Below are 23357 nucleotides of genomic sequence, written 5' to 3'. Positions count from 1 at the left end.
AATTCGGCCTCTGTTGATAGGAGGCCAAACTCTAAGAGGCAGGCTATAGGTACCGATGTCAGCTGCTTCCCGCAGGCTTGCGGGGGTTATCAGAAGGTTGTGTAGAAAATTGCCAGCCTCCTGAGGAAGGCTGTTTTTACCCGTTCGGACTGACGCTTTTTCTTACAACAAATCGAGACATGGTCGGCTATCGCAACTCGGAAACTCATCTTCCTTTCGCTAACTACGGCTCAAATACGCCTTCCCATAATGCCGCTCCATCCGCGCCTGAATCAGCTCCAGCCCGATCGACATCACCCAATAAATCACCGCCGCCGTCGTCAGCATTTCGATGTAGCGATAGCTCGACCGTCCATACGATTGCGCCAGAAACATAACCTCCCAAACTCCCATCACCGAGATCAGCGACGAGTCTTTGAGCATTGAGATGAATTGGTTGGTGGTTGGCGGGATGATGGTGCGCATGGCCTGGGGCAGGGTGACTCGCCAAAAGATCACGGTTTCGCGCATGCCCAGGGCCAGGGATGCTTCGCGTTGGCCGTGGGGGACGCCGAGGATGCCGGCGCGGAAGATTTCGCTCAGGTAGGCGCCGTAGTTGAGCGACAGGGCAATGATGCCGGCGGCGATGGCACCGGGCACGATGCCAAGTTGTGGCAGGCCGAGGTAGATCAGCAGGATCTGGATAAGCAGCGGTGTGCCACGAAAAAACGAAGCATAGAAGCTCGCAATCCCGAAGGCCACGGCGCTTTTCGACAGCCGCGCCAGGGCGGTGATGAAGCCCAGCAGCGAGGAGGTTACGATCGAGCACAGGCACAGAAACAGCGTCAGCGCCGCGCCCTGCAGGAAGCCGTTGGGCGCCAGGTGCAGGCCGATCAGGTTCGGCAGTTTGTCGAGGATGATTGAGAACTTCAGGTCGAAACTCAGGAAGAAGCTGGCGAACAACCCGAGCATCGCTGCCCAGGTCAGGTACAGCCGCGTGCGGAAACCGAAGATCCGTTGCAGCCGCGACTCAGCCACCGGTTGCGGCGGCTGGGGAGGTTTTGGGAAAGAAGTCATTTACTGATGTCGGCGCCGATCCATTTTTGCGACAGCTTGCTCAACGTACCGTCCTGTTTCAGCAGAGCGAAGACGTCACGCACTTTGGCGTCCCACTGGGCGTCGCCTTTTTCAATGGCCACCGAGTTTGGCTCCGAGTACAGCGGCTCGCCGGCGAGCTTGAAGCGTTTGTCTTCGGTCAGGCGCGGTTGGGCGGTGACAAGGTTGGTGAGGATCGCATCCAGTCGAACTCCAGCGCCCAGGCCAAGGTCCTGGAATGCCACGTTGTCAGTGTCATACGGCGCGATCTGCACGTCCTCGAACGGGTACTGCAATTGAGTGTCTTCGGCGCCTTCGATCACCAGGTTCTTGTTCAGGTAGCTTTCGTAGCTGGAGGCACTGGTGAGGCCGACCTTCTTGCCACTCAGGTCTTTGGCGTTGTGGATGCTGTTGTCCTTGGCGTTGACCACGATCACCGCTGGCGAGGCGTAGTACTCGACCGGGAAGTCGAAGACCTCGGCGCGGGCCTTGCTCGGGGTCATGGAGCAGATGCAGATGTCGTAGCGCCCACTCCAGCGGCCGGCAGCGATCACGTCCCAGGACGGGGTTTCGAGGCGCAGTTTGACGCCCAGTTTGTCTGCCACGGCCTTGGCCACGTCGACGTCGAATCCATCGAGCTGGTTCTGATCATTGAGGAACGAGAAGGGTGGATAGCTTTCCATCAACACGCCCACGAGCTCTTTCTTTTTTTCGACGCGATCCAGCGTGGCGCCGCCAAAGGCTTGGGTTGAGGCAGCCAGAATCGTCAGGCCCAGGGCCAGTAGTGGTTGGAATTTCACAGTCGATCCCTGATAAAAAAGAGGTTGTTATTAACCGGATGGTGCGTATTAAATAGTTATAAGAACGACTCTGGTAGTGAGTTATTTTCATAAGCTTATGAGTGAAAAGCATATGGGCGCAGCAAGCACAGTAATTCTGGATGGCGGCATGGGTCGTGAGTTGCAGCGCCGAGGCGCGCCGTTCAGGCAGCCCGAGTGGTCGGCGCTGGCCTTGAGCGAAGCGCCGCAAGCGGTAGAGGCGGTGCACTCGGCTTATATCGAAAGCGGTGCGAACGTGATTACCAGCAACAGTTACGCGGTGGTGCCGTTTCACATTGGCGAAGAGCGTTTTGCAGCAGAAGGGCAGGCGCTCGCGGCGTTGGCCGGTGAGCTGGCTCGGCGCGCTGTCGAGGCTTCGGGCAAAGCGGTTCGCGTGGCCGGTTCATTGCCGCCGCTGTTTGGGTCCTATCGTCCGGACCTTTTCGATGCTGCTCGGGCGGCTGAATTGTTGGCGCCGCTGGTGAAGGGTCTGGCACCTCATGTCGATCTGTGGCTGGCGGAAACCCAGAGCTCGATCGTTGAAGCGCGAGCGATCCACGCCGGTCTGCCAACGGACGGCAAGCCGTTCTGGCTGTCGTTTACCCTGAAGGATGAGGACACGGATGAGGTGCCGCGCCTGCGTTCGGGTGAGCCGGTGGCTGAAGCCGCCGCCGTGGCGGCTGAGCTGGGCGTCGAGACGTTGCTGTTCAACTGCAGCCAGCCGGAAGTGATCGGTGCTGCGATTGATGCCGCGCGGGAAACCTTCGAGCGTTTAGGGGTGAAGATTCACATCGGCGCGTACGCCAATGCCTTCCCGCCGCAACCGAAAGAGGCCACAGCCAACGACGGTCTGGACCCACTGCGCGAAGACCTCGATCCGCCGGGTTATTTGCAGTGGGCGGCGGATTGGAAAGAACGCGGCGCCAGTCATTTGGGTGGATGCTGCGGGATCGGGCCGGAGCATATTGCGGTGTTGGTCCAAAAATTGGCATAGAAAGATCAAAAGATCGCAGCCTTCGGCAGCTCCTACATGGGATCGCATTCCAATGTAGGAGCTGCCGAAGGCTGCGATCTTTTGCTGTTGAAACTTTACCCGCGGCACTCCGCCAACGTTTTCACCTGCCCCGAATCCGTCTGGTTCTCATCGGACAGCCAGCGCTCAAACCCCGCCCCGATCGCCGGCCATTCCGAGTCCAGAATCGAATACCACGCCGTGTCCCGGTTCTGACCCTTGACCACCATGTGCTGACGAAACACACCTTCAAAGCTGAACCCCAGTCGTTCTGCTGCGTATTTGGAGCGGGCGTTGCCGTTGTTGCACTTCCACTCCAGGCGCCGGTAACCCAAGGCAAACGACTCTTTGGCGAGCAGATAAACCGCCTCGGTGCTTTTCGGCGAGCGCTGCATCGGCGCACCGAAAGTGACATGGCCGATCTCGATCCGGCCTTGTGAAGGAACAATCGACATCAAACTGAGGATGCCTTGCACATCGCCGCTGATACGGTCGATCACGCTGAAGAAGTATGGGTCGCTATTGGCCGCATGATTGTTCAGCCAATCGTTGAACGCGCTGCGCTCCGGGAAAGGACCGTAAGGCAAATAGTCCCAGAGTTTCGGGTCGGCACCCGGTCCTTGCAGAGCCTCCCACAAACCGTCGGCATGACGCGCCGGGTCGAGCTTTTCCAAGCGGATAAAACGCCCTTCGAGGGTTTGAACCGACGGTGCCGGGACGCCTTTCCAGTCGGCAAGTGAAGTCGACATGTTGCTCTCCTTGAACTTTAAATGGCTTTGCGAAACTGGATGAAACCGGGTCGTTCGGCGATGCGCTCATAAAGCTGAATCGCAGTGGCGTTGGTTTCGTGGGTCAGCCAGTGGACCTTGCAGCAACCGTCCTCTTTGGCTGTCGCGTAAACGAATTCGATCAACTGTCGGCCGACGCCAGTGCCGCGGGTTTCAGGCGTTACTAACAGGTCTTGCAGGTAGCAGGAGTTTTCGATGCTCCAGTTCGAACGATGGTAGATGAAGTGCACCATGCCCACCGCTTTGCCGTCGGCCCAGGCCAGCGCGGCATGGGTCGGTTCGCTCGGGTCGAGTAGACGCTGCCAAGTGCTTTGGGTGACGGCCTCAGGCAGTTCGGTGTTGTAGAAGCGCAGGTACGCTTGCCACAAGGGCAACCAGGCGGCGTGGTCGTCGGCGGTGACCTGGCGGATGTCGATCTGACTCATGTTCATTCCTTAACGCATCAAGTGGGCTAGGGCCTGGTCATGCACATCAGGGCTGGCGGCAAGCCCCTCGCGCACACCGGCGATGTCTGCTGAGCTGCGGTTCTGGCTGAGCTTGCGTTTGCCTTCCAGGCGCTGGATCGGCAAGGCAAAACCGACGATGGCCTTGAGCATCCCATCAATGTAGTCCGCGGGGGCATCGGCGACTTTCCATGGACTGGCGCGACCCGCTTCATGACGATCAGTCAGCGCGCTGACCAGCGTGCGCAGGCGATCGGCGTCGGTGAACACTTCGGCCGTGCCGTACGCATGCACGGCGACGTAGTTCCAGGTCGGCACGACTTTGCCGTGCTCGGCTTTGCTTGGGTAAAACCCCGGGCTGACGTAAGCGTCGGCACCGGCAAAAATCACCAGGGCTTCGGCGCCGTTTTGCAATTCCCGCCATTGCGGATTGGCCCGGGCGAAGTGGCCGTAAAGGGTGCCATTCGGGCCGTGGTCTGGGTTGAACAGCAGCGGCAGATGACTGGCTTGCAAACCTTGCTCTCCGTGGGTGACCACCATGGCAAGGCGGGTGCCGAGTATCTGCTGGTGCAGTTCATGTAAATCATCTATGGCAAAGCTGCTTGGCGTGTACATGGAGATTTTCCTTGGCGAATGCCTGCATCCTAGGCAGGCTATTGGTCTGTTGTAAGAGCCATTAACGACCAATTTCATAGGTCCATTGCCATGACCAGCGAGCCACTGTCCTTGTCATTCAACCCGGCGGGTATCGAACTCGATCGCCGCCAGGGTTTGAGTCGTCAGCTCTATCAAGCGCTACGAATACGAGTGCTCGACGGTCGGCTGGCCAGTGGTACGCGATTACCGGCCAGTCGCGATCTGGCGGCGGCGTTGTCGATTTCCCGAAACAGCGTGGTCCGGGCCTACGATCAGCTCTACGCCGAGGGCTTTATTGAAGGGCGCGTGGGTGACGGGACGTATGTCGCACAATTGCCTCAATCAGTGCTGCCAGTGAAAAAACTATCCACAAAAGTATCCACAGGGTTGTCAACAGGGTTACCCACAGCCTTATCCACAAATTGGCTGGCTTTACCTGTGGTTTCATCCAGAAAAGTTATCCACAGCGGTGCGCTAGGACGCGTGGAAAAGAACCATTTGGCCTTGCCGCCGAGTGGTCCGCCTCGTGCGTTTCGGGTCGGTGTTCCGGCGTTCGACCTGTTCCCTTTCGAGGTCTGGGCCAAGCTGAATGCGGCTTTCTGGCGTAAACCGGATCTCCAGCAGTTGTGTTACGGCGATCCAGCGGGCGATGCGCGATTACGCGGCCTGATTGCCGCGTATTTGCGCAGTTCCCGGGGGATGCAGTGCACGGCTGAGCAAATAGTGATCACCAGTGGCGCACAGCAGGGGATTAGCCTTTGTGCACAGCTGCTGGTAGAGCCGGGCGATGGCGTGGCGATCGAGAATCCGGGGTATCGGGCGGCGGGTCATGCGTTCGCCGTGGCCGGTGCGCGATTGCACGGGGTGGCGGTGGATAGCGACGGTATCGATTGCACCGAATTGAACGGGCTCAACGATTGTCGACTGGCCTATGTCACGCCGTCGCATCAGTACCCGACCGGGGTGGTGATGAGTCTGGCGCGGCGGTTGGAGTTGTTGGCCTGGGCCGAACGAACCGAGGGTTGGATCGTCGAGGATGATTACGATGGTGAGTATCGTTACAGCGGCGCGCCACTGGCACCGCTGGCTGCGCTTGATCGTCACGGGCGGGTGCTCTACGTCGGCACGTTCGGCAAAGTGGCTTTCCCGGCATTGCGCCTGGGCTATCTGGTGCTGCCACCGGCATTGGTAGACGCTTTCGCCCAGCGTCGCGCGGTCGATGTTCGGCATTCCGAGGTGAGCACCCAGGCCGTCATGGCCGAGTTCATGGCGGCCGGGCATTTCCAGCGGCACATCCGCCGCATGCGCCGCGCCGCGTTGAGTCGCCGCAATACGCTTCTGGCCAACTGGCCCTCGGATATTCCCGGGGTTGGCAGCCTGCCGAGTGTGGCGGCAGGGCTGCACTTGACGGTGGCGGTCGACACTCAGGCCCGCGAACGCGAACTGATTGAAGCGGCCGCCAGCGTCGATGTCGAGATCAACGGCTTGAGCAGTTACTGGCTACCGGATTCGAGAAACACTGTGGATCAACGCGCCGGGTTGGTGCTGGGCTTTGCGGCGGTGCCCGAGGCGGCCATCGAATCAGCGCTTGCGCGTTTGCGCAGTGCCTGGCATCGGTAAAAAGGCCGGTCGGCAGAACAGCCCTTTTACGGGTCACCGGGGCTCGAGTGTCAGGTGGAGGCGGGTGCCTGAGAGAAGAACAGTGATCGGGCCAGCTGAGGGCTGATCTCGCTGCGATAGATCTCGATCGCTTCCTGGTTGCTGGTGCTCGCCCCTATATCGACACGGCCAAGCAACCGTTGCTCGCGGGTTTTCAGGTGAGCGGCGGTAAAGGACTGGAGGTCATCCTTGAGCTGGGCGTAGTGGAAGTGGGCGTACCACAGCACGCGGGCGGTGGTGGCCTCACGCACTTCGTATTCCTGAAGATAATCCCGGCGTGACCCTTTGAGTCGACGTCGGTCTCCCACGCGTACGATGTCGATTTCACCTTTGCTGTGTAACCACTCGACGCGTGCGGCGGTAGGCAGTTGTCGTTTGGTCATCTCAAGCCGCAGGCGATGGCCTTCGGCATAGAGCCGGGTGGTTTGTGTGGCCAGTTGTGTCAATACCGGTCGTGCGTCGCTCGTATGATCCTGCGTGGCATTGCTTTGGATGAGCGCTGCGTTGATCGCCTTGGTGGCATCTTCAAGTCGGGAGGCCTGCTGGTGGAACGCTTCCTCTATTTCCACCGGGAGCTGCCAGGGCTGTTTTGAGTCAGCTTCGGTACGTTGAGTAAAGGTGGGCAGAGTATCCAGCAGTGCTTTTCCTGCCGTTATACGTGTCCCCGGGTCAGGCAGGCGCTCTCTGGGGGCCGGTTTCCTTGTCACCCGCTCGACCCAGACCCCTGGGGTCTTTTCGTGGAAGGTGGCGATCACCTTGCCGGTCATCGGTGCGGTGACATCCACGAGGGCCGGGTGGCCGGGCGCGGTTTTGCGGGTATGGCCGATCACGGTGCCTTTGAAGCGCGTCTTGATGACTCTCTTGTTTGACGCCGATGAGGGGCGTGACGGGCCGGGTGCAGGCTCCAGGAGTCGTTGCTCGCGCAGCAGGTCCGCCAGATGCCCGACGGTCTGCTGATTGAACTCGTCAACGCGGCCCTGCAGTCGCTCAAGTTGTTCTTTGACAATCTGCTCCGGGTACGTCCCGGCGAAGCTCTGCAGGCGCTGTTCGATAGCGGCGAACTGGTCGACCAGGCTGTTCAAGGCCTCGATCCGGTCACCCGTATTCAGCACCTGTTCATCGCGTATCAACTCCAACGCACTATTCACCGCCAGGTCGGCATCTTCGACAATCTGCTCGATGGAAGCCTTGGCTGCGGACAGTTCGGGCGTTTCGCCAGGCTTGAGGCACAGCTCGCGGGCGAGGGTAACCTGAAGGGACCTGAGGTCCTGGAGGTCGAATTTTGGTAGTTTTTTTTGATACTCAAGGGACAACTGCTCGGCGTCTTTGCCCAGACGCGTCAATTCCTGGAAGCGGGACTGAGCGAACTCAACCTTCTGAATAATGCCCTGGGTCAGGTCTGACATGGTTTCAAACGTGCCGGCGGGAGGAGGAGGGCCGCTGTTTTCTTTGGCATCGAGATGTTCCATGGTCAGACGCAGGGCCTCGACGAATGTCGGGTATTTCTGGTCGATCCAGGTTTGGTTGAAAAACAGCTGGGTGCCCAGCATTTCGATCATCATCTCGCGGTAGTTGCGCACGTCCTCGACCACGCTGAGTGATTTGATGCGTTCGATAGTGGCGTCATATTCGTCGTTTCGAGCATCCAGTTTGTCGAGGAGCGTTTGTCGGGCGGCGTCAACGGTCTCTGCCGGTGCTTGTTTCATGGCCATGTAGGCGTCGGTAATGGCTTTTTTTTTGGACTCCATCTGTGCATCGAATACTGCGATATGGAACTTGGCGTTGGAGATTTTTGTTGCGTTCGCTCGTTGTAATGCCGTGAGCCGGCTTCTCATGCCGCCGCCACGCAGTCGCAGCCTGATATCAATGAACCATTCGCCTTTGGAATTGTTGATCAACAACGGCCCGGTGATGGACGGTTCCTGGCGGGTATCAATGATCTGAACGACTCCATCGTCGTTCATGAAGACCTCGAACCATCGTTCGCTAACCGGGGCATAGTATTTGGACTGATGTTCATAGAGGTGTTTGTGCAAGCCTTCGGTACTGGCCGCCCCGAGTCCTTGCGGTTTGGGGATTTTGTACCGGTCCAGGGTTGGCCCCAGCCCCCGGCTGCTGCTATTGAGTACGGTCGTGGGATGAAGTGAGGTCTGGTGTTTGTCTGGCAGGTAATCGGTGGGCACATCAGGCAGCTGCACGCTGGTCGTCGTGTGTGCAGGCTTGTCCTTGACTGCATCGATAACGATGGGCACTTCGGTCTGCGATACGCGGTCTCGCGTGGGTCGGCGTCGGGTGACCGCGTGGTGAGCCAACACCATGCCCAGGGTCAGGAACAAGTCGGTCAGGGCGGACCATTGTGCCGTCGTATCCTGGTTTTCCCGAGCGTCGATGCCTTCTTGCAGGTCGTCCAGAATCTGCCAGATCCACGCAGCCGTGCCGGCGGTGCGACCGAGAAACGGCAACACGGCGCTGAATATCATCCAGGCGTGTTGTTTGAAACTGGCCCAGCGGCTTTCGGCATTGGACACCGAGTCTCGCTCACCCTTCATGATCAGCGCGTTGGCGTTGGCCTTGAACAGTGTCGCCAGACGGTTGTGCTCGATCACACTCTGACCGAGCAACACGGGTCCGCTCATCTGCAAGGAAATGGTTGGGTTTACCAGCAGTTGTGACACCGTCCAGACCGAAGGCAGTTCCCCCGGGAAGACATACTGCGAATAGTTGAACCGTACATTGTCCGGCAACCATGCCAGGGTTGATTCGCGCAGCCCTTTGGAGTGTTTGATCGCATACAGCAGGTTGGCTGCCGTGGGGTACTGCGTCAACGGTCGCTCAAGCAGTGGGCGATAGAGGATGCAAGGCCCCTTGTCCATGTCCCGCGGCCCGATCACATACATGTTGGTGACTTCGTCAGGGGTTTTGCTATCCCGCTGGCTGGGGATGAACGCCAGAGGGCGAATGACGATCTCTTGCCCCTCCACCCACCGATCGGTGTTCAGCTCATTCATCACCGCCACAACGTAGCGATAGCCCCGCTCGTCGAGGCCGTGTTCGCCACGGATTTTGCTTTGCAACGCTTGCAGCGCCAGCTGGATACGCAGGTTACTGGCGTAGAGGCGTTGACGCCGGAGTGATTCCAGCGGGTCATCCAGTAGCTTGCCCTTGACCCACGCTGGGTAGGTCGCACCGATATCGACGGCGCTGATGGCCGTCTTTAGATAGTCGGGTGTCATCCAGTCCGGCACCGCTGTGCCGTCTTTGTACTGAACCGACTGGTTACCCAGCGGGAGGGCGATGAGGTTTTCGAGCGCCAGTTCGGCAAGGTCCAGGCGTGTGGTCTCGCTCATGCCGGGGGCCGTGAATGCTCCCCACACCACTTGACTGACAATAACGATCTCGACGTTCTCAAGCTTCATGAGGGCAACGTCACTGTGGCTTTTGAGTATGTGGGCTCGAAGCGCATCCAGCGCGAACATCTTGATCGGAGCAATATCGTCGTCGAAGGATTTGCCGCTGTTTCGCAGTTGTAGCAGCGCCAGATCAAACAGGTGTCGGCTGTAGCAACTCAGATCGAATGGCGAAGCGTTGTTCAGCCATTCGGGGATCAGACGCTGCACCTTTTCGAAGTGCGAATCCTGCTTGGCCTGAGTCGTACCGGTCACCTCTGCTACGGGACGGGAGTGGGTAGTGATTGCCGGCCTGCTGGCCCGTTTTGCAAATTCCAGGCTGGCAATAGCATCAGCCTGGAGAGCAATCAGTGCGGTGGCCTGATGATCAAAAAAATTCCCGGAGGGTTCGAACAAGCGCCATTGAAGCGTGGCCCCGGGGGGCAGTTTTTCAACGTAACTGGGCAGGATCTCGCCCAGTTTCTCCAGCGATTCATAGGCCAGGAAGCCCGTAGCGATGGAGTGGGTCAGAATGATCGTGCGTGTCCCGAAGGTGCCGATCACGACTGTCAAATCCGTACGATTGAGGTGGCTGGACACTGTGCCATCGAGCCGGTCGAAGTCGATCAGGCAGACCCGGGTCTTGTAGGTGTCGTGGGGGCCTCGCAACGTCGCATCGGGATAATTGAAGACACTGCGCGCAATGGCCAGCTGGTGCACATCCCAGCCCTCAGCTTTTTCTACATTCCAGATCTGCCGCAATGACTGCGACAACACCTGCCAACGCAAGGTTGTGCCAATGGTGGGTTGGTCCCAGTATTCAAGTTGTTGTTCCTGGTAAGCCACCAACAGAAGGGGGGACAGCTTATTGATCAGGCGCCCGATCGCATCGATCTTGACCGGAAGGTGGATGGGTGTGATCGCGTTGGGATCAAGGCTCAGGAAGTGTTCACCGTCGAGGTAGGTCACTGACTCGCCTGAGCCGGAGTGTCGTAATAGCGCGTCCGTCAATGACTCGAATCTCAATGACCCGGGCTGGACCGTCCCGGCGATGATTTTCCAGCTCGGTGTGACGACCATCGCCATCCCGGGATCGATTTCCAATTGTGGATAAAGCCCTTTCAGGTCGTGTTGAAGAATACGGGTGGCGACTTCCCTGATCGAGGGGCCGGTGACCAGTTGGGTGAGCAGTTGGGTGAGCAGATCACTTGGGTTGCTGGATGCCGGATCAGCTCCGACAGCATTCGTTTCGGTAGAGGACATGTGCATTCCTTTCTGAGGGACTGGGACGTGCGCGCAAACGCGCCGGTCAGGTTCGGAAAGTAGCGGGGTGCGGGATCGGTCGGGCGGTACTTAAATATCGTCAGGTAAAAAAAGACCCGCACGGGGCGGGTCTTCAATGGCGCGTAAACGATGGGTTGTTCAGGTCCCGGACTTGATCTTGGTCCAGGCCCGGGTCCGAGCCCGTTCGGCGTCACGGGGCAGCGGTTGCAGGGTGTAAAGCGTGCTCATCGCCGTTTCGGTCGGGTACAGATTCGGGTTGTTGCGGATCGCCGGGTCGACCATTTCTGTGGCGTCCTTATTCGGGTTCGGGTAGCCGACGAAGTCGCTGACCGGTGCAATCACCTGCGGTTGCAACAAGTAGTTGATGAAGGTGTAGGCGTCTTCCGGGTTCTTCGCGCCTTTCGGGATGGAGAGCATGTCGAACCAGATCGGCGCGCCTTCTTTCGGCAGGCGCATGTCGACGATCACGCCGTTCTTGGCTTCCTTGGCGCGGTTGGCGGCCTGGGAGAAGCTGCCGGAGTAACCGACCGCGACGCAGATGTCACCGTTGGCGATGTCGGCCATGTACTTCGAAGAATGGAAGTAGGTGACATACGGACGGATCTTCATCAACAGCGCTTCAGCCTTTTCGTAGTCCGCCGGTTTCTTGCTGTTGGGGTCCAGACCCAAATGTTGCAAGGCCAGTGGCAGGATCTCCGACGGCGAGTCGAGCAGGGCGACGCCGCACTGTTTGAGCTTGCTGATGTTCTCTTCCTTGAAGATCAGGTCCCAGCTGTCCACCGGTGCGTTGTCACCCAGTGCAGCCTTGATCTTGTCCGGGTTGAAGCCGATCAGGATGGTCCCGTACATGTACGGCACGGCAAATTTGTTGCCCGGATCGTTGGCTTCGATCAGCTTCATCAGCTTGGGATCGAGGTGGTTCCAGTTCGGCAGTTTGCTGCGATCCAGAGGCTGGAAAACGCCGGCTTCGATTTGCTTGGCGAGGAACACGTTGGACGGCACGACCACGTCATAACCGGAGTTGCCGGTCAGCAACTTGGCCTCCAGCGCTTCGTTGGTGTCGAAGATGTCGTAGACCAGTTTGGTCTGGGTGTTCTGGGCCTTGAAGTCTTCCAGCGCTTTGGGGGTGATGTAGTCGAACCAGTTGTAGACGCGCAACGTTCGCTCTTCAGCATGAACGGCGCCACTGAGCACCGTGGCGCACAGCACTGTGGTGAAGAGTGCGGGAGCGATAAAACGCTTGAGACTTTTCATTGTTCTAATTTCCTCATTGGGCGCTTTCAAAACCTTCGAGAACGTTCACGGCATTGATGCCGATTTCTTCTACCGCGTAGCCGCCTTCCATCACGAACAGCGTCGGCTTGCCGAGGCCGGCGATGCGCGCGCCCATGGTCAGGTAATCCGGGCAGTCGAGCTTGAACTGGGAGATCGGATCGTCCTTGAACGTATCGACGCCCAGGGATACGACGACGATATCGGCGCCGTACTTTTCGATCTCTTTGCAGGCTTGTTCCAGCGCGGCGCTCCAACTGCCCCAGCCGCTGCCAGCCGGCAAAGGGTAGTTGAAGTTGAAACCTTCGCCGGCCCCCTCGCCGAGCTCATCGTCATAGCCGAGGAAGAAGGGGAACTCGGCTTCCGGGTGACCGTGGATCGAGGTGAACAGCACGTCGCTGCGCTCATAGAAAATCGATTGAGTACCGTTGCCGTGGTGGTAGTCGACGTCGAGGATCGCGACCTTCTTGTGGCCCTGGTCGAGGAAGGCCTGAGCGGCGATGGCGGCGTTGTTGAGGTAGCAATAACCGCCCATCAAATCGCTGGCGGCGTGATGTCCCGGTGGACGGCACAAAGCGAAGGCACTGCGGGCGCCGCGTTGAATCACGGCTTGAGCGGTCAACGCGACTTGCGCCGCGCTGTACGCCGCTTGCCAGGTGCCGGCGGTAATCGGTGCGCCGCCGTCGAAGCTGTAATAGCCGAGTTGGCCGTGCAGGCTGGTGGGGATGATCCGACGCAGGGTGCGGGCCGGCCAGGTGTAGGGCAGCAAGTCGCCGTCGGTACCGAATTCGGTCCAGCGCGCCCAGGCACCTTTGAAGAAGTCGAGGTAGTCGCGGCTGTGGACGCGCGCGATCGGGTCGAGGCCGAAATCCTGGGGCGCTTCGACCGGGCCGAGGTCGCGGTACTGCACGCGCTGCAGAACATGGTCGGCTCGCGAAGGCATTTCGAAGCAGGGCATCAGTTGCCCGTCCATCAATTCGCAACGGCCGTGGTGCAGGTGGTGATCGTCCGAGTAAATCGTCAGCATTTCTTGTTCTCCGCAGGCTGATTCGGTTGAACACAGTCTTGCGGCGCGCGGCGTTTGAGAGAACGGCAGGAAAGGCCAAAAGGGGATCGATATGGCCAAAAGAATTGACCGGAATTCGCCCCTTGTTGGCGCGGCGGTGCTCCAGCGTTGGGCGTGGATAACCGAAAAGATCGCAGCCTTCGGCAGCTCCTACAAAGAACGCATACCCCGTAGGAGCTGCCGAAGGCTGCGATCTTTTGATCTTCAGGGTCGGAACTGGCTGGGCGCCACTCCACTCCAGCGCACAAACGCATGCCGGAAACTCGCCGTCTCGCTAAATCCCAGCGCCTCGGCAATCCGGTAGATCGGCAGCTGATCCTCGCAGAGCATCTGCTTGGCCTGCTCAAACCGCAGCTCATCAAGTAACTCCTGATAGCTGCACCCCAAGTCTTTTAAATGCCGACGCAATGTGCGCGCCGAACACTTCATCTGCTCGGCCAGCCCCTCGAGCCCCGGCGCCGCATTCAGCTGTGCGCTGAGCAACTGGCGAATCCGTCCCAGCCACGCCTGGCGACCTGTGAACTCGGTGTTCTGCTTGCGGCAGCGTTCGGCCATGGCCTGATGGGTGATGACGTCGGCCAGTGGCAAGGGTTGATCGAGCCAGCGTTTATCAAAGGCGAAGGCGTTGTCCCGCGCCTCGAAGTGCAGAGGGCAGTCGAAGTGCTCGGTGTAGGTCGCTTGATAGTCTGGCGCGCTATGTTCAAAGCGAGCAGCGAGCACGGGCAGTGGATGGCCGAGCAGGTCGTCGCAGATGACTTTCAACGACACCAGACAGAACTCGGCATTGAATACCGCCAGTGCCGGACTTTCCCGGTAATCGGCGGCGACGAACCAGACACGCTCACCGTCGTCTTCCAGGCTCAGCTCGAAAAGTGTTCCCAACAGCGCCGGATAACGCATCGCCAACCGCAAAGCGTCACCGAAGGTGGCACTGGTGAGCAGCGCATAACCGAGCATGCCGTAGGACGAAACGTGCATCCGGCGGCCCAGTTCCAGGCCGATGTCACGCTTGAGCGCGACAGCATTGGCGCAGACCTGCATCTCCTGATTGGTGGTGATGCGCGTGTCCGCCCGGCTCAGATCCGCCGGGCTGATGCCGCTTCCCGCGAGCAGTGCTTCGCTGGACAAGCCTTCGGCCTTGAAGGTGTTGAGCACCAGGGAGACAGCGTTGAGGGTGGTGAGGTGGGAGTGAAGCATGGCGTGTTCCAGCCTTAGGATGCTGGAACGGCAGCAAGTTACATGCCGAGCGGAAAACCTTGTAGGAGCTGTCGAGTGAAACGAGGCTGCGATCTTTTGACTTTGTTTTTTTACAAGCAGGATCAGAGATCGCAGCCTCGTTTCACTCGACAGCTCCTACAGAGGCCTTGCGGTATCAGCTGAGTTCGCCGCAGAGGTCGAGTTCTACAAGGCGACGCACTTCAGCGGTGTCGAGCCCGGCACCCAGCAAGCCATGCAACTTGCCGAACGCGGCTTCACGGGTCATGCCGCCACCCGAAAGCACGCCGGCACCGCGCAACCGACTGCCAGCCTCGTAAACATCCAGCTCGACGCCACCTTCATGGCATTGGGTGACGGCTACAACCACAACACCCTTATCCCGCGCCCGTTCCAGGCTCGCGAGGAACTCTGGATTGTCGCTCGGCCCGGTGCCGCTGCCGTAGCACTCCAGCACCAGACCTTGAATACCGCTGTTCAGCACGCCATCGAGCTGCTCGGCGCCAATGCCGGGGAACAACGGCAGCACAGCGACTTTCGCCAACTGCTTGATCTTGCGGTAATGCAACTCCACTGGCAGCGCTGGCGCTTTCACGCCGCCGCCCTGACGTTCCAGTCGCTTGAACGGATGACGACCGAAACTGCGCACCTTCGCGCAACGAGTCGGGTCCAGCAGTTCGCCGTGGAAGTACAGATGAACGCCCGGTGCCAGGCCGTGACCCAAAGCAACCAGCGCACCGCTGAGGTTTTCCCAGGCGTCGCTGTCAGTCACACCAGCCGGCAGCATCGAACCAGTGAACACCACGCGAGCCTGCAGGCCGAGCAACTGAAAACTCATGGCCGCCGCGCTGTAGGCGAGGGTGTCGGTGCCATGCAGGATCAGCACGCTGTCGCAACCCTGGACATCGACGGCGTCAACCACCGCTTCACGCAGTTGCTGCCAGTAAGCCGGGCTCATGTTGGCGCTGTCGATCAGCGGCGACATCTCGCGAAAGCGCCACTGCGGCACGACAAGGTCAGGCTGGCTGTGCAGATACTCGCGCATCCGGGCTTCGAAACCGGACGCCGGTGCCAGGCCATGAGCGCTGGCTTGCATACCGATGGTGCCGCCGGTGTAGAGCACCATGACGTGCTGGGCGGCAGGGTAGGTCGAGGAATTCATGGGGGTTCTCCGAGAACGATGACAGCATGCGGTCGAGCATGACGCTGACCGCACGCTGTGTCACGCCGGGCGCAGGGGATGCGCCCGGTTTTTTACCGATCAGCGTTGCGCTGCGGGTACGCCTTGCGGCTCGGCTTCAGCCTTGGTGGCGGCCGCTGGCGGATTGGCTGGCCAGGCATTCAAGTCCAGGTCCAGGTCCGGGAACTTGCTCGAATCGAACACGGGCGTCTTGATGCCGGCCGCGCGCTGGTCATCGTAGTCACGCAGGATGCGCATGCCGACTTTGAACAGCAGGAACAGCGCGATCAGGTTCACAAACGCCAGCAGGGTCATGGTGATGTCAGCGAAGGCGAACACCGTGCCCAGGTTCTCGATAGCGCCCCAGAAAATCAACACCAATACCAGCGCGCGGTAGCCGATCAGCGCCTTGCGGTTTTCACCGATCAGGAAACGCAGGTTGCTCTCGCCCAGGTAGTAGTTGTAGAGGATCGAGGTGAACACGAACAACGACAGGGCCACGGAGATGAAGCTCCGGCCCCAGTCACCGACTACGGCAGCCAGCGAGTTCTGGGTCAGGGCAATGCCGTCGCCTTCGAAGCCTGGGGTGTAGAAGCCGGAGAGCAGGATCAGCAACGCGGTGCAGGTGCAGATCACGAAGGTGTCGAGGAACACGCTGAACGCCTGAACCACACCTTGTGCCACCGGGTGCTCGACCGACGCGACCGCAGCCACGTTTGGCGCACTGCCAAGGCCTGCTTCGTTGGCGAACACGCCGCGCTTCACGCCCATGACGATGGCGCTGCCGATCAGACCACCGAAGGCTTGATCCAGACCGAAGGCGCTTTTGACGATGGTCATCAGCATCGCTGGAACGTGGTCGAATTGCAGGACGATCACGTAGATGGTCACGCCGATGTACACCAGGGTTTTCACCGGCACCAGCAGGTCAGCGACCTTGGCGATGCGCTTGATCCCGCCGATGAACACCAGACCCAACAATACCGCCAAGGCCAGGCCGGTCCAGGTTGTGTCGAGGCCGAAAGCGTTGTTCAGCGAGTGGGTCACGGCGTGGGATTGCAGACCGTTGAAGGCGAAGCCGAAGGTGATCAGCAGCAGGAACGCCATGATCATCCCCAGCCAGCGTTTCTGCAGGCCGTGCTGGATGTAATAGGACGGGCCGCCACGGTACGTGCCGTCGGAGTCGCAGCGCTTGTAGAGCTGGCCGAGGGAGCATTCGAAGAAGCTGCTGGACATGCCGACCAGCGCGGTCACCCACATCCAGAACACCGCACCCGGACCACCGAGGGTCACGGCGATACCGACACCGGCGATGTTACCCGCACCGACGCGGCCGGCGAGGCTGAGCATCAAGGCCTGGAACGAACTGAGTTGACCGGCGCTGCTTTTCAGGCTGTCGCGGAACACCGCGAACATGTGGAAGAAGTGACGCAATTGAACGAAACGCGAGCGGATCGTGAAGTAGCTACCGAGCCCGACAATGAGCACGATCAGTACTTTCCCTGAGAGGAAGTCGTTAATGACTTCGAGCATGGATTATTCCTCGCTGTTTTTTGTGTAGGCAAATGCTGGGCGGTCAGACACATCGCGTTACACCGGTTTGCGCGCGGCAAAACAGGTGAGGCGATAGTTTGTCCCGATTTCATATTGCGGGTTTGTTATTAGTTCGGGTTTCGCATGGGTTTGGGCCTCGTTACCAACGACCGCTCAAGCGAAGAGGGGCGGCACTATACCTATGAGCGCGCCGTCCGTCTGCACGGTTGTGGTGCAAGCATCGAAACGAGGTGCTGCCAAGATCAAAAGATCGCAGCCTTCGGCAGCTCCTACAGGGTGTACGTCAAATCCTGTAGGAGCTGCCGAAGGCTGCGATCTTTGCGGTGTCAGACATATTCGCTATCCGCAAAAGAGTTAAAAAAAAGGGCTTGGGGAATAAATCCCCAAGCCCTCAAAAGGTGAGAGGTGTCTAGTCCCTCGACCTGGTGAGCGTGGCGCTTCGTGCTCTTCGTTAAAAGAGCAAGCGCCGGCGTTGCGTTCGGTTAAGCCTTTAGAGGCACCAGACGCGGAGCAATCATGTTTTCCGGGCGCAGGATGTCGGCGAGCATTTCGTCGTCGAGCAAGCCTTCTTCGCGCACCAGTTCCAGCACGCCGCGGCCGCTTTCGAGGGCGATACGGGCGATGCGGGTAGCGTTTTCATAGCCGATGTACGGGTTCAGCGCGGTGACCAGACCGATCGAGTGTTCGACCAGTTCACGGCAACGCTCTTCGTTGGCGGTGATGCCGACGATGCAGTGCTCGCGCAGCATGTCCATGGCGCGTTGCAGCAGGCGGATCGAGTCGAAGATCTTGAACGCGATCAGCGGCTCCATCACGTTCAGTTGCAACTGGCCGCCTTCGGCTGCGATGGTCAGGGCCAGGTCGTTGCCGATGATCTGGAACGCCACCTGGTTCACCGCTTCCGGGATAACCGGGTTGACCTTGCCGGGCATGATCGAGCTGCCTGGCTGACGCGCAGGCAGGTTGATTTCGTTGATGCCGGTACGTGGGCCGCTGGACAGCAGGCGCAGGTCGTTGCAGATCTTCGACAGCTTGACTGCGGTGCGCTTGAGCATGCCGGAGAACAGCACGAAGGCGCCCATGTCGGAGGTGGCTTCGATCAGGTCGGCGGCCGGAACCAGCGGTTGACCGCTGATCAGCGCCAGACGCTGAACGGCCAGGAGTTGGTAGCGTGGGTCGGCGTTGATGCCGGTGCCAATCGCGGTGCCGCCCAGGTTCACTTCGGTCAGCAGCTCAGGTGCCAGTGTTTTCAGGCGTGCCAGGTCTTCGCTCAATGTGGTGGCGAAGGCACGGAATTCTTGACCCAGGGTCATCGGCACGGCGTCTTGCAGCTGGGTACGACCCATCTTCAATACGTGGCTGAACTCTACACCTTTGGCGGCGAACGACTGAATCAGGCTGTCGAGGCTGGCCAGCAGCGCATCGTGACCCAGCAGCAGACCCAGACGGATCGCGGTCGGGTAGGCGTCGTTGGTCGACTGCGCCATGTTCACGTCGTTGTTCGGGTGCAGGTATTGGTATTCGCCTTTCTGGTGACCCATGGCCTCCAGCGCAATGTTGGCGATGACTTCGTTGGCATTCATGTTGGTTGAAGTGCCAGCGCCGCCTTGAATCATGTCCACCACGAACTCTTCGTGGAAATCGCCGCGGATCAAACGTGCACAGGCTTCGCTGATGGCAGCGTGCTTGGCTTCGCTCAGGTGACCCAACTCGCGGTTGGCGTCAGCGGCGGCCTGTTTGACCATCGCCAGGCCGACAACCAGCTTCGGGTAGTGCGAAATCGGAACGCCGGAGAGACGGAAGTTGTTCACCGCTCGCAGGGTCTGGATGCCGTAATACGCTTGAGCAGGTACTTCGAGTACGCCAAGCAGGTCTTTTTCTGTGCGGAAAGATGCAGCGGAGGACATGATAGAAATCATCTCGATATGGACCCGGTCTGTGCCGGAACACTGCAAATGCTAGGCTTGTGGAGAATTTTGGGCCAATGCTGTTAAACACTAGCCTATGCACATTCGGCATAATGCCCATGTGACGCCGTGTCTGCGGCGAGCGTGTGACCTAAATTGGTGCGTGTCCGGGAGGCCGTGATGAACCTTGAAAGTAAATGGCTTGAGGACTTTAGTGCTCTGGCCGCCACCCGCAGCTTCTCCCAGGCTGCCGAACGACGCTTCGTGACTCAGCCGGCGTTCAGTCGACGGATCCGCAGCCTTGAAGCCGCGCTGGGGCTGACCCTGGTCAATCGCTCGCGCACGCCGATCGAGCTGACGGCGGCGGGGCAGTTGTTTCTGGTCACCGCGCGGACGGTGGTCGAGCAGCTCGGTGAAGTGTTGCGTCACCTTCATCACCTGGAAGGCGGGCAGGGCGAAGTGATGCAGGTTGCTGCTGCTCACTCCCTGGCGCTGGGTTTCTTCCCGCGCTGGATCGCGCAGTTGCGTAATGAAGGCCTGAACATCGCGACGCGCCTGGTGGCAACCAACGTCGGTGATGCGGTGCATGCCCTGCGTGAAGGCGGTTGCGATCTGATGCTGGCGTTTTACGACCCGGATGCCGCGATGCAGATGGACCCGGAAATCTTCCCGTCGCTGCACCTTGGCGACACCGAAATGCTCCCGGTCTGCGCGGCGGACGTCGAGGGCAAGCCGCTGTTCGATCTGGAAGGCGAAGGCAGTGTGCCGCTGCTCGCCTACAGTGCTGGTGCATTTCTCGGGCGTTCGGTGAACATGCTGCTGCGTCAGCGCGCGCTGCGCTTCAGCACCATTTACGAAACCGCCATGGCCGACAGTCTTAAAAGCATGGCACTGGAAGGATTGGGCATTGCCTGGGTGCCGAAGCTCAGCGTGCGCGCCGAACTGGCTCGGGGTGAACTGGTGGTTTGCGGCGGCCCGCAATGGCATGTGCCACTGGAGATTCGCCTGTACCGTTGCGCGCTGGTGCGCAAGGCGAACGTGCGGTTGTTGTGGCGCAAACTCGAGGGCGGCGCCGCCCAAGGCACGACCGGTTCCTGAGACCTGCGAATGTCCAATGTGGGAGCGAGCCTGCTCGCGAATGCGGTACATCAGTCGACATCAATGTCGCCTGACACAACGCTTTCGCGAGCAGGCTCGCTCCCACAGGGATTGGTGGTGTAATTGATTGACCTTCAGGTCAATAAAACCGGCACTTTGCGCCGAATGACAGATGGTCGTATCGGGGGCTGTTTATCTGCTTCATTGAGGTATACTGCGCGGCCTTCGGCCGGTTCGTCCGGCCATAATTCGTACAATCAAGCCACGCATTTTGCGTGGCTTGTTGTTTTTTGACGCGCCTGCGGGCGCCCAGAGAGAAGAGGCACGACGATGAGTGCACTGGTTGGCGTGATCATGGGCTCCAAGTCCGATTGGTCCACCCTTAGCCACACCGCCGATATGCTGGAAAAGCTCGGCATTCCTTACGAGGTGAAAGTGGTCTCTGCCCACCGCACCCCGGACCTGCTCTTCCAGTACGCCGAAGAGGCCGAGGCGCGTGGCATCGAGGTGATCATCGCCGGTGCCGGCGGCGCGGCCCACTTGCCAGGCATGTGTGCGGCCAAGACCCACCTGCCGGTGCTGGGCGTGCCGGTGCAGTCGTCGATGCTCTCGGGCGTCGATTCGCTGCTGTCTATCGTGCAGATGCCCGCGGGCATTCCGGTCGCCACCCTGGCCATCGGCAAGGCCGGCGCGATCAACGCAGCGCTGCTCTCGGCGAGCATCCTCGGCGCCAAGCACCCGCAGTTCCACGCGGTGCTGAAAAAATTCCGCGCTGAGCAGACAGACAGCGTCCTGGAAAATCCAGACCCACGCATCGCCTGAGGTTGTTGACGATGAAGATCGGTGTAATCGGTGGCGGCCAGTTGGGTCGCATGTTGGCGCTGGCGGGCACTCCGCTGGGCATGAACTTCGCTTTCCTGGACCCCGCGCCGGATGCTTGCGCAGCCGCGTTGGGCGAGCACCTGCGGGCCGATTACGGCGATCAGGATCACCTGCGTCAGCTGGCCGATGAAGTCGATCTGGTGACGTTCGAGTTCGAAAGCGTCCCGGCCGAAACCGTGGCCTTCCTGTCGCAATTCGTCCCGGTCTACCCGAGCGCCGAAGCCCTGCGCATCGCCCGTGATCGCTGGTTCGAGAAGAGCATGTTCAAGGACCTGGGGATTCCCACCCCGGCGTTTGCCGACATTCAATCGCAAGCCGATCTGGACGCTGCCGTGGCTTCCATCGGTCTGCCGGCCGTGCTGAAAACCCGCACCCTGGGTTACGACGGTAAGGGCCAGAAGGTCCTGCGCAAGCCTGAAGACGTGGTCGGCACGTTCGCCGAACTGGGCAGCGTGGCCTGCCTGCTGGAAGGCTTCGTGCCGTTTACCGGTGAAGTCTCGTTGATCGCCGTGCGCGCTCGCGATGGCGAAACGAAGTTCTATCCGCTGGTTCACAACACTCACGACAGCGGCATTCTTAAACTGTCCGTGGCCAGCACCGATCACCCGCTGCAAGCCTTGGCGGAAGACTATTCCAGCCGTGTGCTCAAGCAGCTGAATTACGTCGGCGTGATGGCGTTCGAGTTCTTTGAAGTCGACGGTGGCCTCAAGGCAAACGAGATTGCTCCGCGCGTGCACAACTCAGGTCACTGGACCACTGAAGGTGCCGAGTGCAGCCAGTTCGAAAACCACCTGCGGGCCGTTGCCGGTCTGCCGCTGGGTTCGACGGCCAAGGTCGGCGAGAGTGCGATGCTCAACTTCATCGGTAAAGTGCCGGAGACCGAAAAAGTCCTGGCCATTGCCGATTGCCATCTGCATCACTATGGCAAGGCGTTCAAGGTCGGTCGCAAGGTCGGTCACGCCAACCTGCGTTGTGCGGACCGCGAGACGCTGGCGGCACAGATCCTCAAGGTCGAAGCGCTCATCGCCGAATAGTTTCATGTGGCAGCGGCGGAACCATTCAGGGCCCGCCGTTCTCTCATGGCAGGATGCCAAAGTCTGACTAGGCTTTGGGCATTGCCATTCAATCAGAGGGAAATGCCATGGGAATTATCGGAACCATCTTTATCGGCTTGATCGTCGGCCTGCTGGCTCGGTTCCTGAAACCGGGCGATGACAGCATGGGCTGGATCATGACCATCCTGCTCGGTATCGGCGGTTCGCTGGCGGCCACTTATGGCGGCCAGGCTCTGGGCTTCTATCAGGCCGGCCAAGGCGCAGGCTTCCTTGGTGCGCTGGTGGGCGCCGTGATCTTGCTGGTGATCTACGGCTTGATCAAAAAGAACTGATTTAAGCGACAAAGCCCTCTCTGCTGCGCAGCCGGGGAGGGCTAGAATGCTCGGCGTTGCATAGTCCTATTCTTAACCGAGCACCTCCATGCGCCGTCTTTTGCTGACTTTCCTATTACTGGGCACGGGCCTTGCCCACGCTGGCGAACTGCCGGAGACCGACTGGCTCGAACTGATGCCCAAGTCGGACCAGAAAGCCCTCGAGGCCATGCCTGAAATCGACCACAACTCCCCCGAAGCCAATGGCACCTTTACCGAAAAGGGTGGCATGAAGCAGAGCAAGGGTTTGCCGGCGGTGATGTATTCGACCAAAACCGTGTCGTCGATGAACGACAAGAACATCCGCATCGGTGGTTATCCGGTGCCGCTGGAATCCGACGCCAAGGGCCGCAGCACGCTGTTCTTTCTCGTGCCGTATCCGGGCGCCTGCATCCACGTGCCGCCGCCGCCACCTAATCAACTGGTGCTGGTGCGTTATCCGAAAGGTTTGAAGCTGAATGACATCTATACACCGCTGTGGGTGACCGGCACGCTGAAGATCGAGAAGGTCAACAACGACCTGGCTGACGCAGCGTATGCGCTGGATGCGGCGAAGGTGCGGGTGGTGCAAGAGTCAGATTTGTAGGTGATCCAAATGTGGGAGCGAGCCTGCTCGCGATGGCGGTTTAACAGTCAACATTGATGTTGGACGTTATG

General features: G+C 59.6%; 19 protein-coding genes. 7 read left to right on the top strand and 12 right to left on the bottom strand.

The features are described 5' to 3' along the window. Positions 1 to 219: 219 nt before the first annotated feature. Both ACA059_RS31340 and ACA059_RS31335 read right to left on the bottom strand, forming a co-directional pair. Positions 220 to 1056, bottom strand: coding sequence for an amino acid ABC transporter permease (locus ACA059_RS31340; RefSeq protein ID WP_123367500.1), 837 nt, complete (start codon positions 1054 to 1056; stop codon positions 220 to 222). Continuing rightward, positions 1053 to 1874: an ABC transporter substrate-binding protein gene (locus tag ACA059_RS31335; protein WP_497632177.1), complete on the bottom strand. Its 822-nt coding sequence runs from the start codon at positions 1872 to 1874 to the stop codon at positions 1053 to 1055. The genes ACA059_RS31340 and ACA059_RS31335 overlap by 4 nt, the downstream gene beginning before the upstream one ends. A gap of 112 nt (positions 1875 to 1986) precedes the next feature. On the opposite strand from ACA059_RS31335, the gene ACA059_RS31330 reads away from it, so the two are divergent. After that, on the top strand, positions 1987 to 2886 hold the full coding sequence (locus ACA059_RS31330; protein WP_497632176.1) for a homocysteine S-methyltransferase family protein: 900 nt from the start codon (positions 1987 to 1989) through the stop codon (positions 2884 to 2886). A 95-nt stretch (positions 2887 to 2981) separates the two neighbouring features. On the opposite strand, the gene ACA059_RS31325 is transcribed toward ACA059_RS31330, so the two are convergent. The 3 genes from ACA059_RS31325 to ACA059_RS31315 are packed head-to-tail and all read right to left on the bottom strand — an operon-like array spanning position 2982 to position 4750. Beyond that, positions 2982 to 3653: a GNAT family N-acetyltransferase gene (locus ACA059_RS31325; RefSeq protein ID WP_497632175.1), complete on the bottom strand. Its 672-nt coding sequence runs from the start codon at positions 3651 to 3653 to the stop codon at positions 2982 to 2984. Between the two features lie 17 nt (positions 3654 to 3670). Then, a complete protein-coding gene (locus ACA059_RS31320) occupies positions 3671 to 4117 on the bottom strand; it encodes a GNAT family N-acetyltransferase (RefSeq protein ID WP_497632174.1) in 447 nt (148 codons plus the stop codon). Between the two features lie 9 nt (positions 4118 to 4126). Next, positions 4127 to 4750, bottom strand: a complete 624-nt coding sequence (locus ACA059_RS31315) for an FMN-binding negative transcriptional regulator (RefSeq protein WP_497632173.1) — start codon at positions 4748 to 4750, stop codon at positions 4127 to 4129. Positions 4751 to 4840: 90 nt separating this feature from the next. On the opposite strand from ACA059_RS31315, the gene pdxR reads away from it, so the two are divergent. Next, positions 4841 to 6391 carry a MocR-like pyridoxine biosynthesis transcription factor PdxR gene (pdxR, locus tag ACA059_RS31310; RefSeq protein ID WP_497632172.1) on the top strand — a complete coding sequence of 517 codons (1551 nt, stop codon included), beginning with the start codon at positions 4841 to 4843 and terminating at the stop codon, positions 6389 to 6391. Positions 6392 to 6441: 50 nt separating this feature from the next. On the opposite strand, the gene ACA059_RS31305 is transcribed toward pdxR, so the two are convergent. The 7 genes from ACA059_RS31305 to aspA all read right to left on the bottom strand — a co-directional run bounded on the left by ACA059_RS31305 (position 6442) and on the right by aspA (position 19294). Continuing rightward, positions 6442 to 11079, bottom strand: a complete 4638-nt coding sequence (locus ACA059_RS31305) for a dermonecrotic toxin domain-containing protein (RefSeq protein WP_497632171.1) — start codon at positions 11077 to 11079, stop codon at positions 6442 to 6444. 159 nt (positions 11080 to 11238) lie between these two features. Beyond that, positions 11239 to 12354: a polyamine ABC transporter substrate-binding protein gene (locus ACA059_RS31300; RefSeq protein ID WP_497632170.1), complete on the bottom strand. Its 1116-nt coding sequence runs from the start codon at positions 12352 to 12354 to the stop codon at positions 11239 to 11241. 13 nt (positions 12355 to 12367) lie between these two features. Next, the gene (locus tag ACA059_RS31295) at positions 12368 to 13399 is read right to left on the bottom strand and encodes a histone deacetylase family protein (protein WP_497632169.1); all 1032 of its coding nucleotides are present in this window, start codon (positions 13397 to 13399) and stop codon (positions 12368 to 12370) included. 243 nt (positions 13400 to 13642) lie between these two features. Next, positions 13643 to 14635, bottom strand: coding sequence for an AraC family transcriptional regulator (locus tag ACA059_RS31290; protein WP_497632168.1), 993 nt, complete (start codon positions 14633 to 14635; stop codon positions 13643 to 13645). A gap of 175 nt (positions 14636 to 14810) precedes the next feature. Beyond that, positions 14811 to 15815: an asparaginase gene (locus ACA059_RS31285; RefSeq protein WP_497632167.1), complete on the bottom strand. Its 1005-nt coding sequence runs from the start codon at positions 15813 to 15815 to the stop codon at positions 14811 to 14813. A gap of 99 nt (positions 15816 to 15914) precedes the next feature. Beyond that, positions 15915 to 17366 (bottom strand): alanine/glycine:cation symporter family protein, encoded by a 1452-nt coding sequence (locus tag ACA059_RS31280; protein WP_497632166.1) that lies wholly within the window; start codon positions 17364 to 17366, stop codon positions 15915 to 15917. Positions 17367 to 17869: 503 nt separating this feature from the next. Continuing rightward, positions 17870 to 19294: an aspartate ammonia-lyase gene (gene aspA, locus ACA059_RS31275; protein WP_461956362.1), complete on the bottom strand. Its 1425-nt coding sequence runs from the start codon at positions 19292 to 19294 to the stop codon at positions 17870 to 17872. A gap of 180 nt (positions 19295 to 19474) precedes the next feature. Between aspA and ACA059_RS31270 the strand changes: the two genes are divergently transcribed. From ACA059_RS31270 to ACA059_RS31250, 5 genes are all read left to right on the top strand, one after another. After that, entirely contained in the window at positions 19475 to 20392 is a 918-nt protein-coding gene (locus tag ACA059_RS31270; protein WP_497632165.1) for a LysR substrate-binding domain-containing protein, read from the top strand. Between the two features lie 330 nt (positions 20393 to 20722). Continuing rightward, entirely contained in the window at positions 20723 to 21214 is a 492-nt protein-coding gene (purE, locus tag ACA059_RS31265; protein ID WP_008150032.1) for a 5-(carboxyamino)imidazole ribonucleotide mutase, read from the top strand. 11 nt (positions 21215 to 21225) lie between these two features. Then, positions 21226 to 22308, top strand: a complete 1083-nt coding sequence (locus tag ACA059_RS31260; RefSeq protein WP_497632164.1) for a 5-(carboxyamino)imidazole ribonucleotide synthase — start codon at positions 21226 to 21228, stop codon at positions 22306 to 22308. Positions 22309 to 22415: 107 nt separating this feature from the next. Further along, positions 22416 to 22661, top strand: coding sequence for a GlsB/YeaQ/YmgE family stress response membrane protein (locus ACA059_RS31255; RefSeq protein WP_033059272.1), 246 nt, complete (start codon positions 22416 to 22418; stop codon positions 22659 to 22661). An 88-nt stretch (positions 22662 to 22749) separates the two neighbouring features. Then, positions 22750 to 23286 (top strand): DUF3299 domain-containing protein, encoded by a 537-nt coding sequence (locus ACA059_RS31250; protein ID WP_497632163.1) that lies wholly within the window; start codon positions 22750 to 22752, stop codon positions 23284 to 23286. Positions 23287 to 23357: the final 71 nt, after the last annotated feature.

This window comes from Pseudomonas sp. LBUM1647 (assembly GCF_059716175.1).
The sequence above is the reverse complement of the archived record's forward strand: the minus strand, read 5'-3'. Positions and strand labels throughout refer to the sequence as shown.

Bases quoted from the DNA above. Each gene is read 5' to 3' on its own strand.
- ACA059_RS31255 (WP_033059272.1), top strand. From the start codon at position 22,416: ATGGGAATTATCGGAACCATCTTTATCGGCTTGATCGTCGGCCTGCTG.
- ACA059_RS31305 (WP_497632171.1), bottom strand. From the start codon at position 11,079: ATGTCCTCTACCGAAACGAATGCTGTCGGAGCTGATCCGGCATCCAGC.
- ACA059_RS31290 (WP_497632168.1), bottom strand. From the start codon at position 14,635: ATGCTTCACTCCCACCTCACCACCCTCAACGCTGTCTCCCTGGTGCTC.
- purE (WP_008150032.1), top strand. From the start codon at position 20,723: ATGAGTGCACTGGTTGGCGTGATCATGGGCTCCAAGTCCGATTGGTCC.
- ACA059_RS31330 (WP_497632176.1), top strand. From the start codon at position 1,987: ATGGGCGCAGCAAGCACAGTAATTCTGGATGGCGGCATGGGTCGTGAG.
- aspA (WP_461956362.1), bottom strand. From the start codon at position 19,294: ATGTCCTCCGCTGCATCTTTCCGCACAGAAAAAGACCTGCTTGGCGTA.
- ACA059_RS31250 (WP_497632163.1), top strand. From the start codon at position 22,750: ATGCGCCGTCTTTTGCTGACTTTCCTATTACTGGGCACGGGCCTTGCC.
- ACA059_RS31320 (WP_497632174.1), bottom strand. From the start codon at position 4,117: ATGAGTCAGATCGACATCCGCCAGGTCACCGCCGACGACCACGCCGCC.
- pdxR (WP_497632172.1), top strand. From the start codon at position 4,841: ATGACCAGCGAGCCACTGTCCTTGTCATTCAACCCGGCGGGTATCGAA.
- ACA059_RS31285 (WP_497632167.1), bottom strand. From the start codon at position 15,815: ATGAATTCCTCGACCTACCCTGCCGCCCAGCACGTCATGGTGCTCTAC.
- ACA059_RS31300 (WP_497632170.1), bottom strand. From the start codon at position 12,354: ATGAAAAGTCTCAAGCGTTTTATCGCTCCCGCACTCTTCACCACAGTG.
- ACA059_RS31280 (WP_497632166.1), bottom strand. From the start codon at position 17,366: ATGCTCGAAGTCATTAACGACTTCCTCTCAGGGAAAGTACTGATCGTG.
- ACA059_RS31260 (WP_497632164.1), top strand. From the start codon at position 21,226: ATGAAGATCGGTGTAATCGGTGGCGGCCAGTTGGGTCGCATGTTGGCG.
- ACA059_RS31295 (WP_497632169.1), bottom strand. From the start codon at position 13,399: ATGCTGACGATTTACTCGGACGATCACCACCTGCACCACGGCCGTTGC.
- ACA059_RS31325 (WP_497632175.1), bottom strand. From the start codon at position 3,653: ATGTCGACTTCACTTGCCGACTGGAAAGGCGTCCCGGCACCGTCGGTT.
- ACA059_RS31315 (WP_497632173.1), bottom strand. From the start codon at position 4,750: ATGTACACGCCAAGCAGCTTTGCCATAGATGATTTACATGAACTGCAC.
- ACA059_RS31270 (WP_497632165.1), top strand. From the start codon at position 19,475: ATGAACCTTGAAAGTAAATGGCTTGAGGACTTTAGTGCTCTGGCCGCC.
- ACA059_RS31340 (WP_123367500.1), bottom strand. From the start codon at position 1,056: ATGACTTCTTTCCCAAAACCTCCCCAGCCGCCGCAACCGGTGGCTGAG.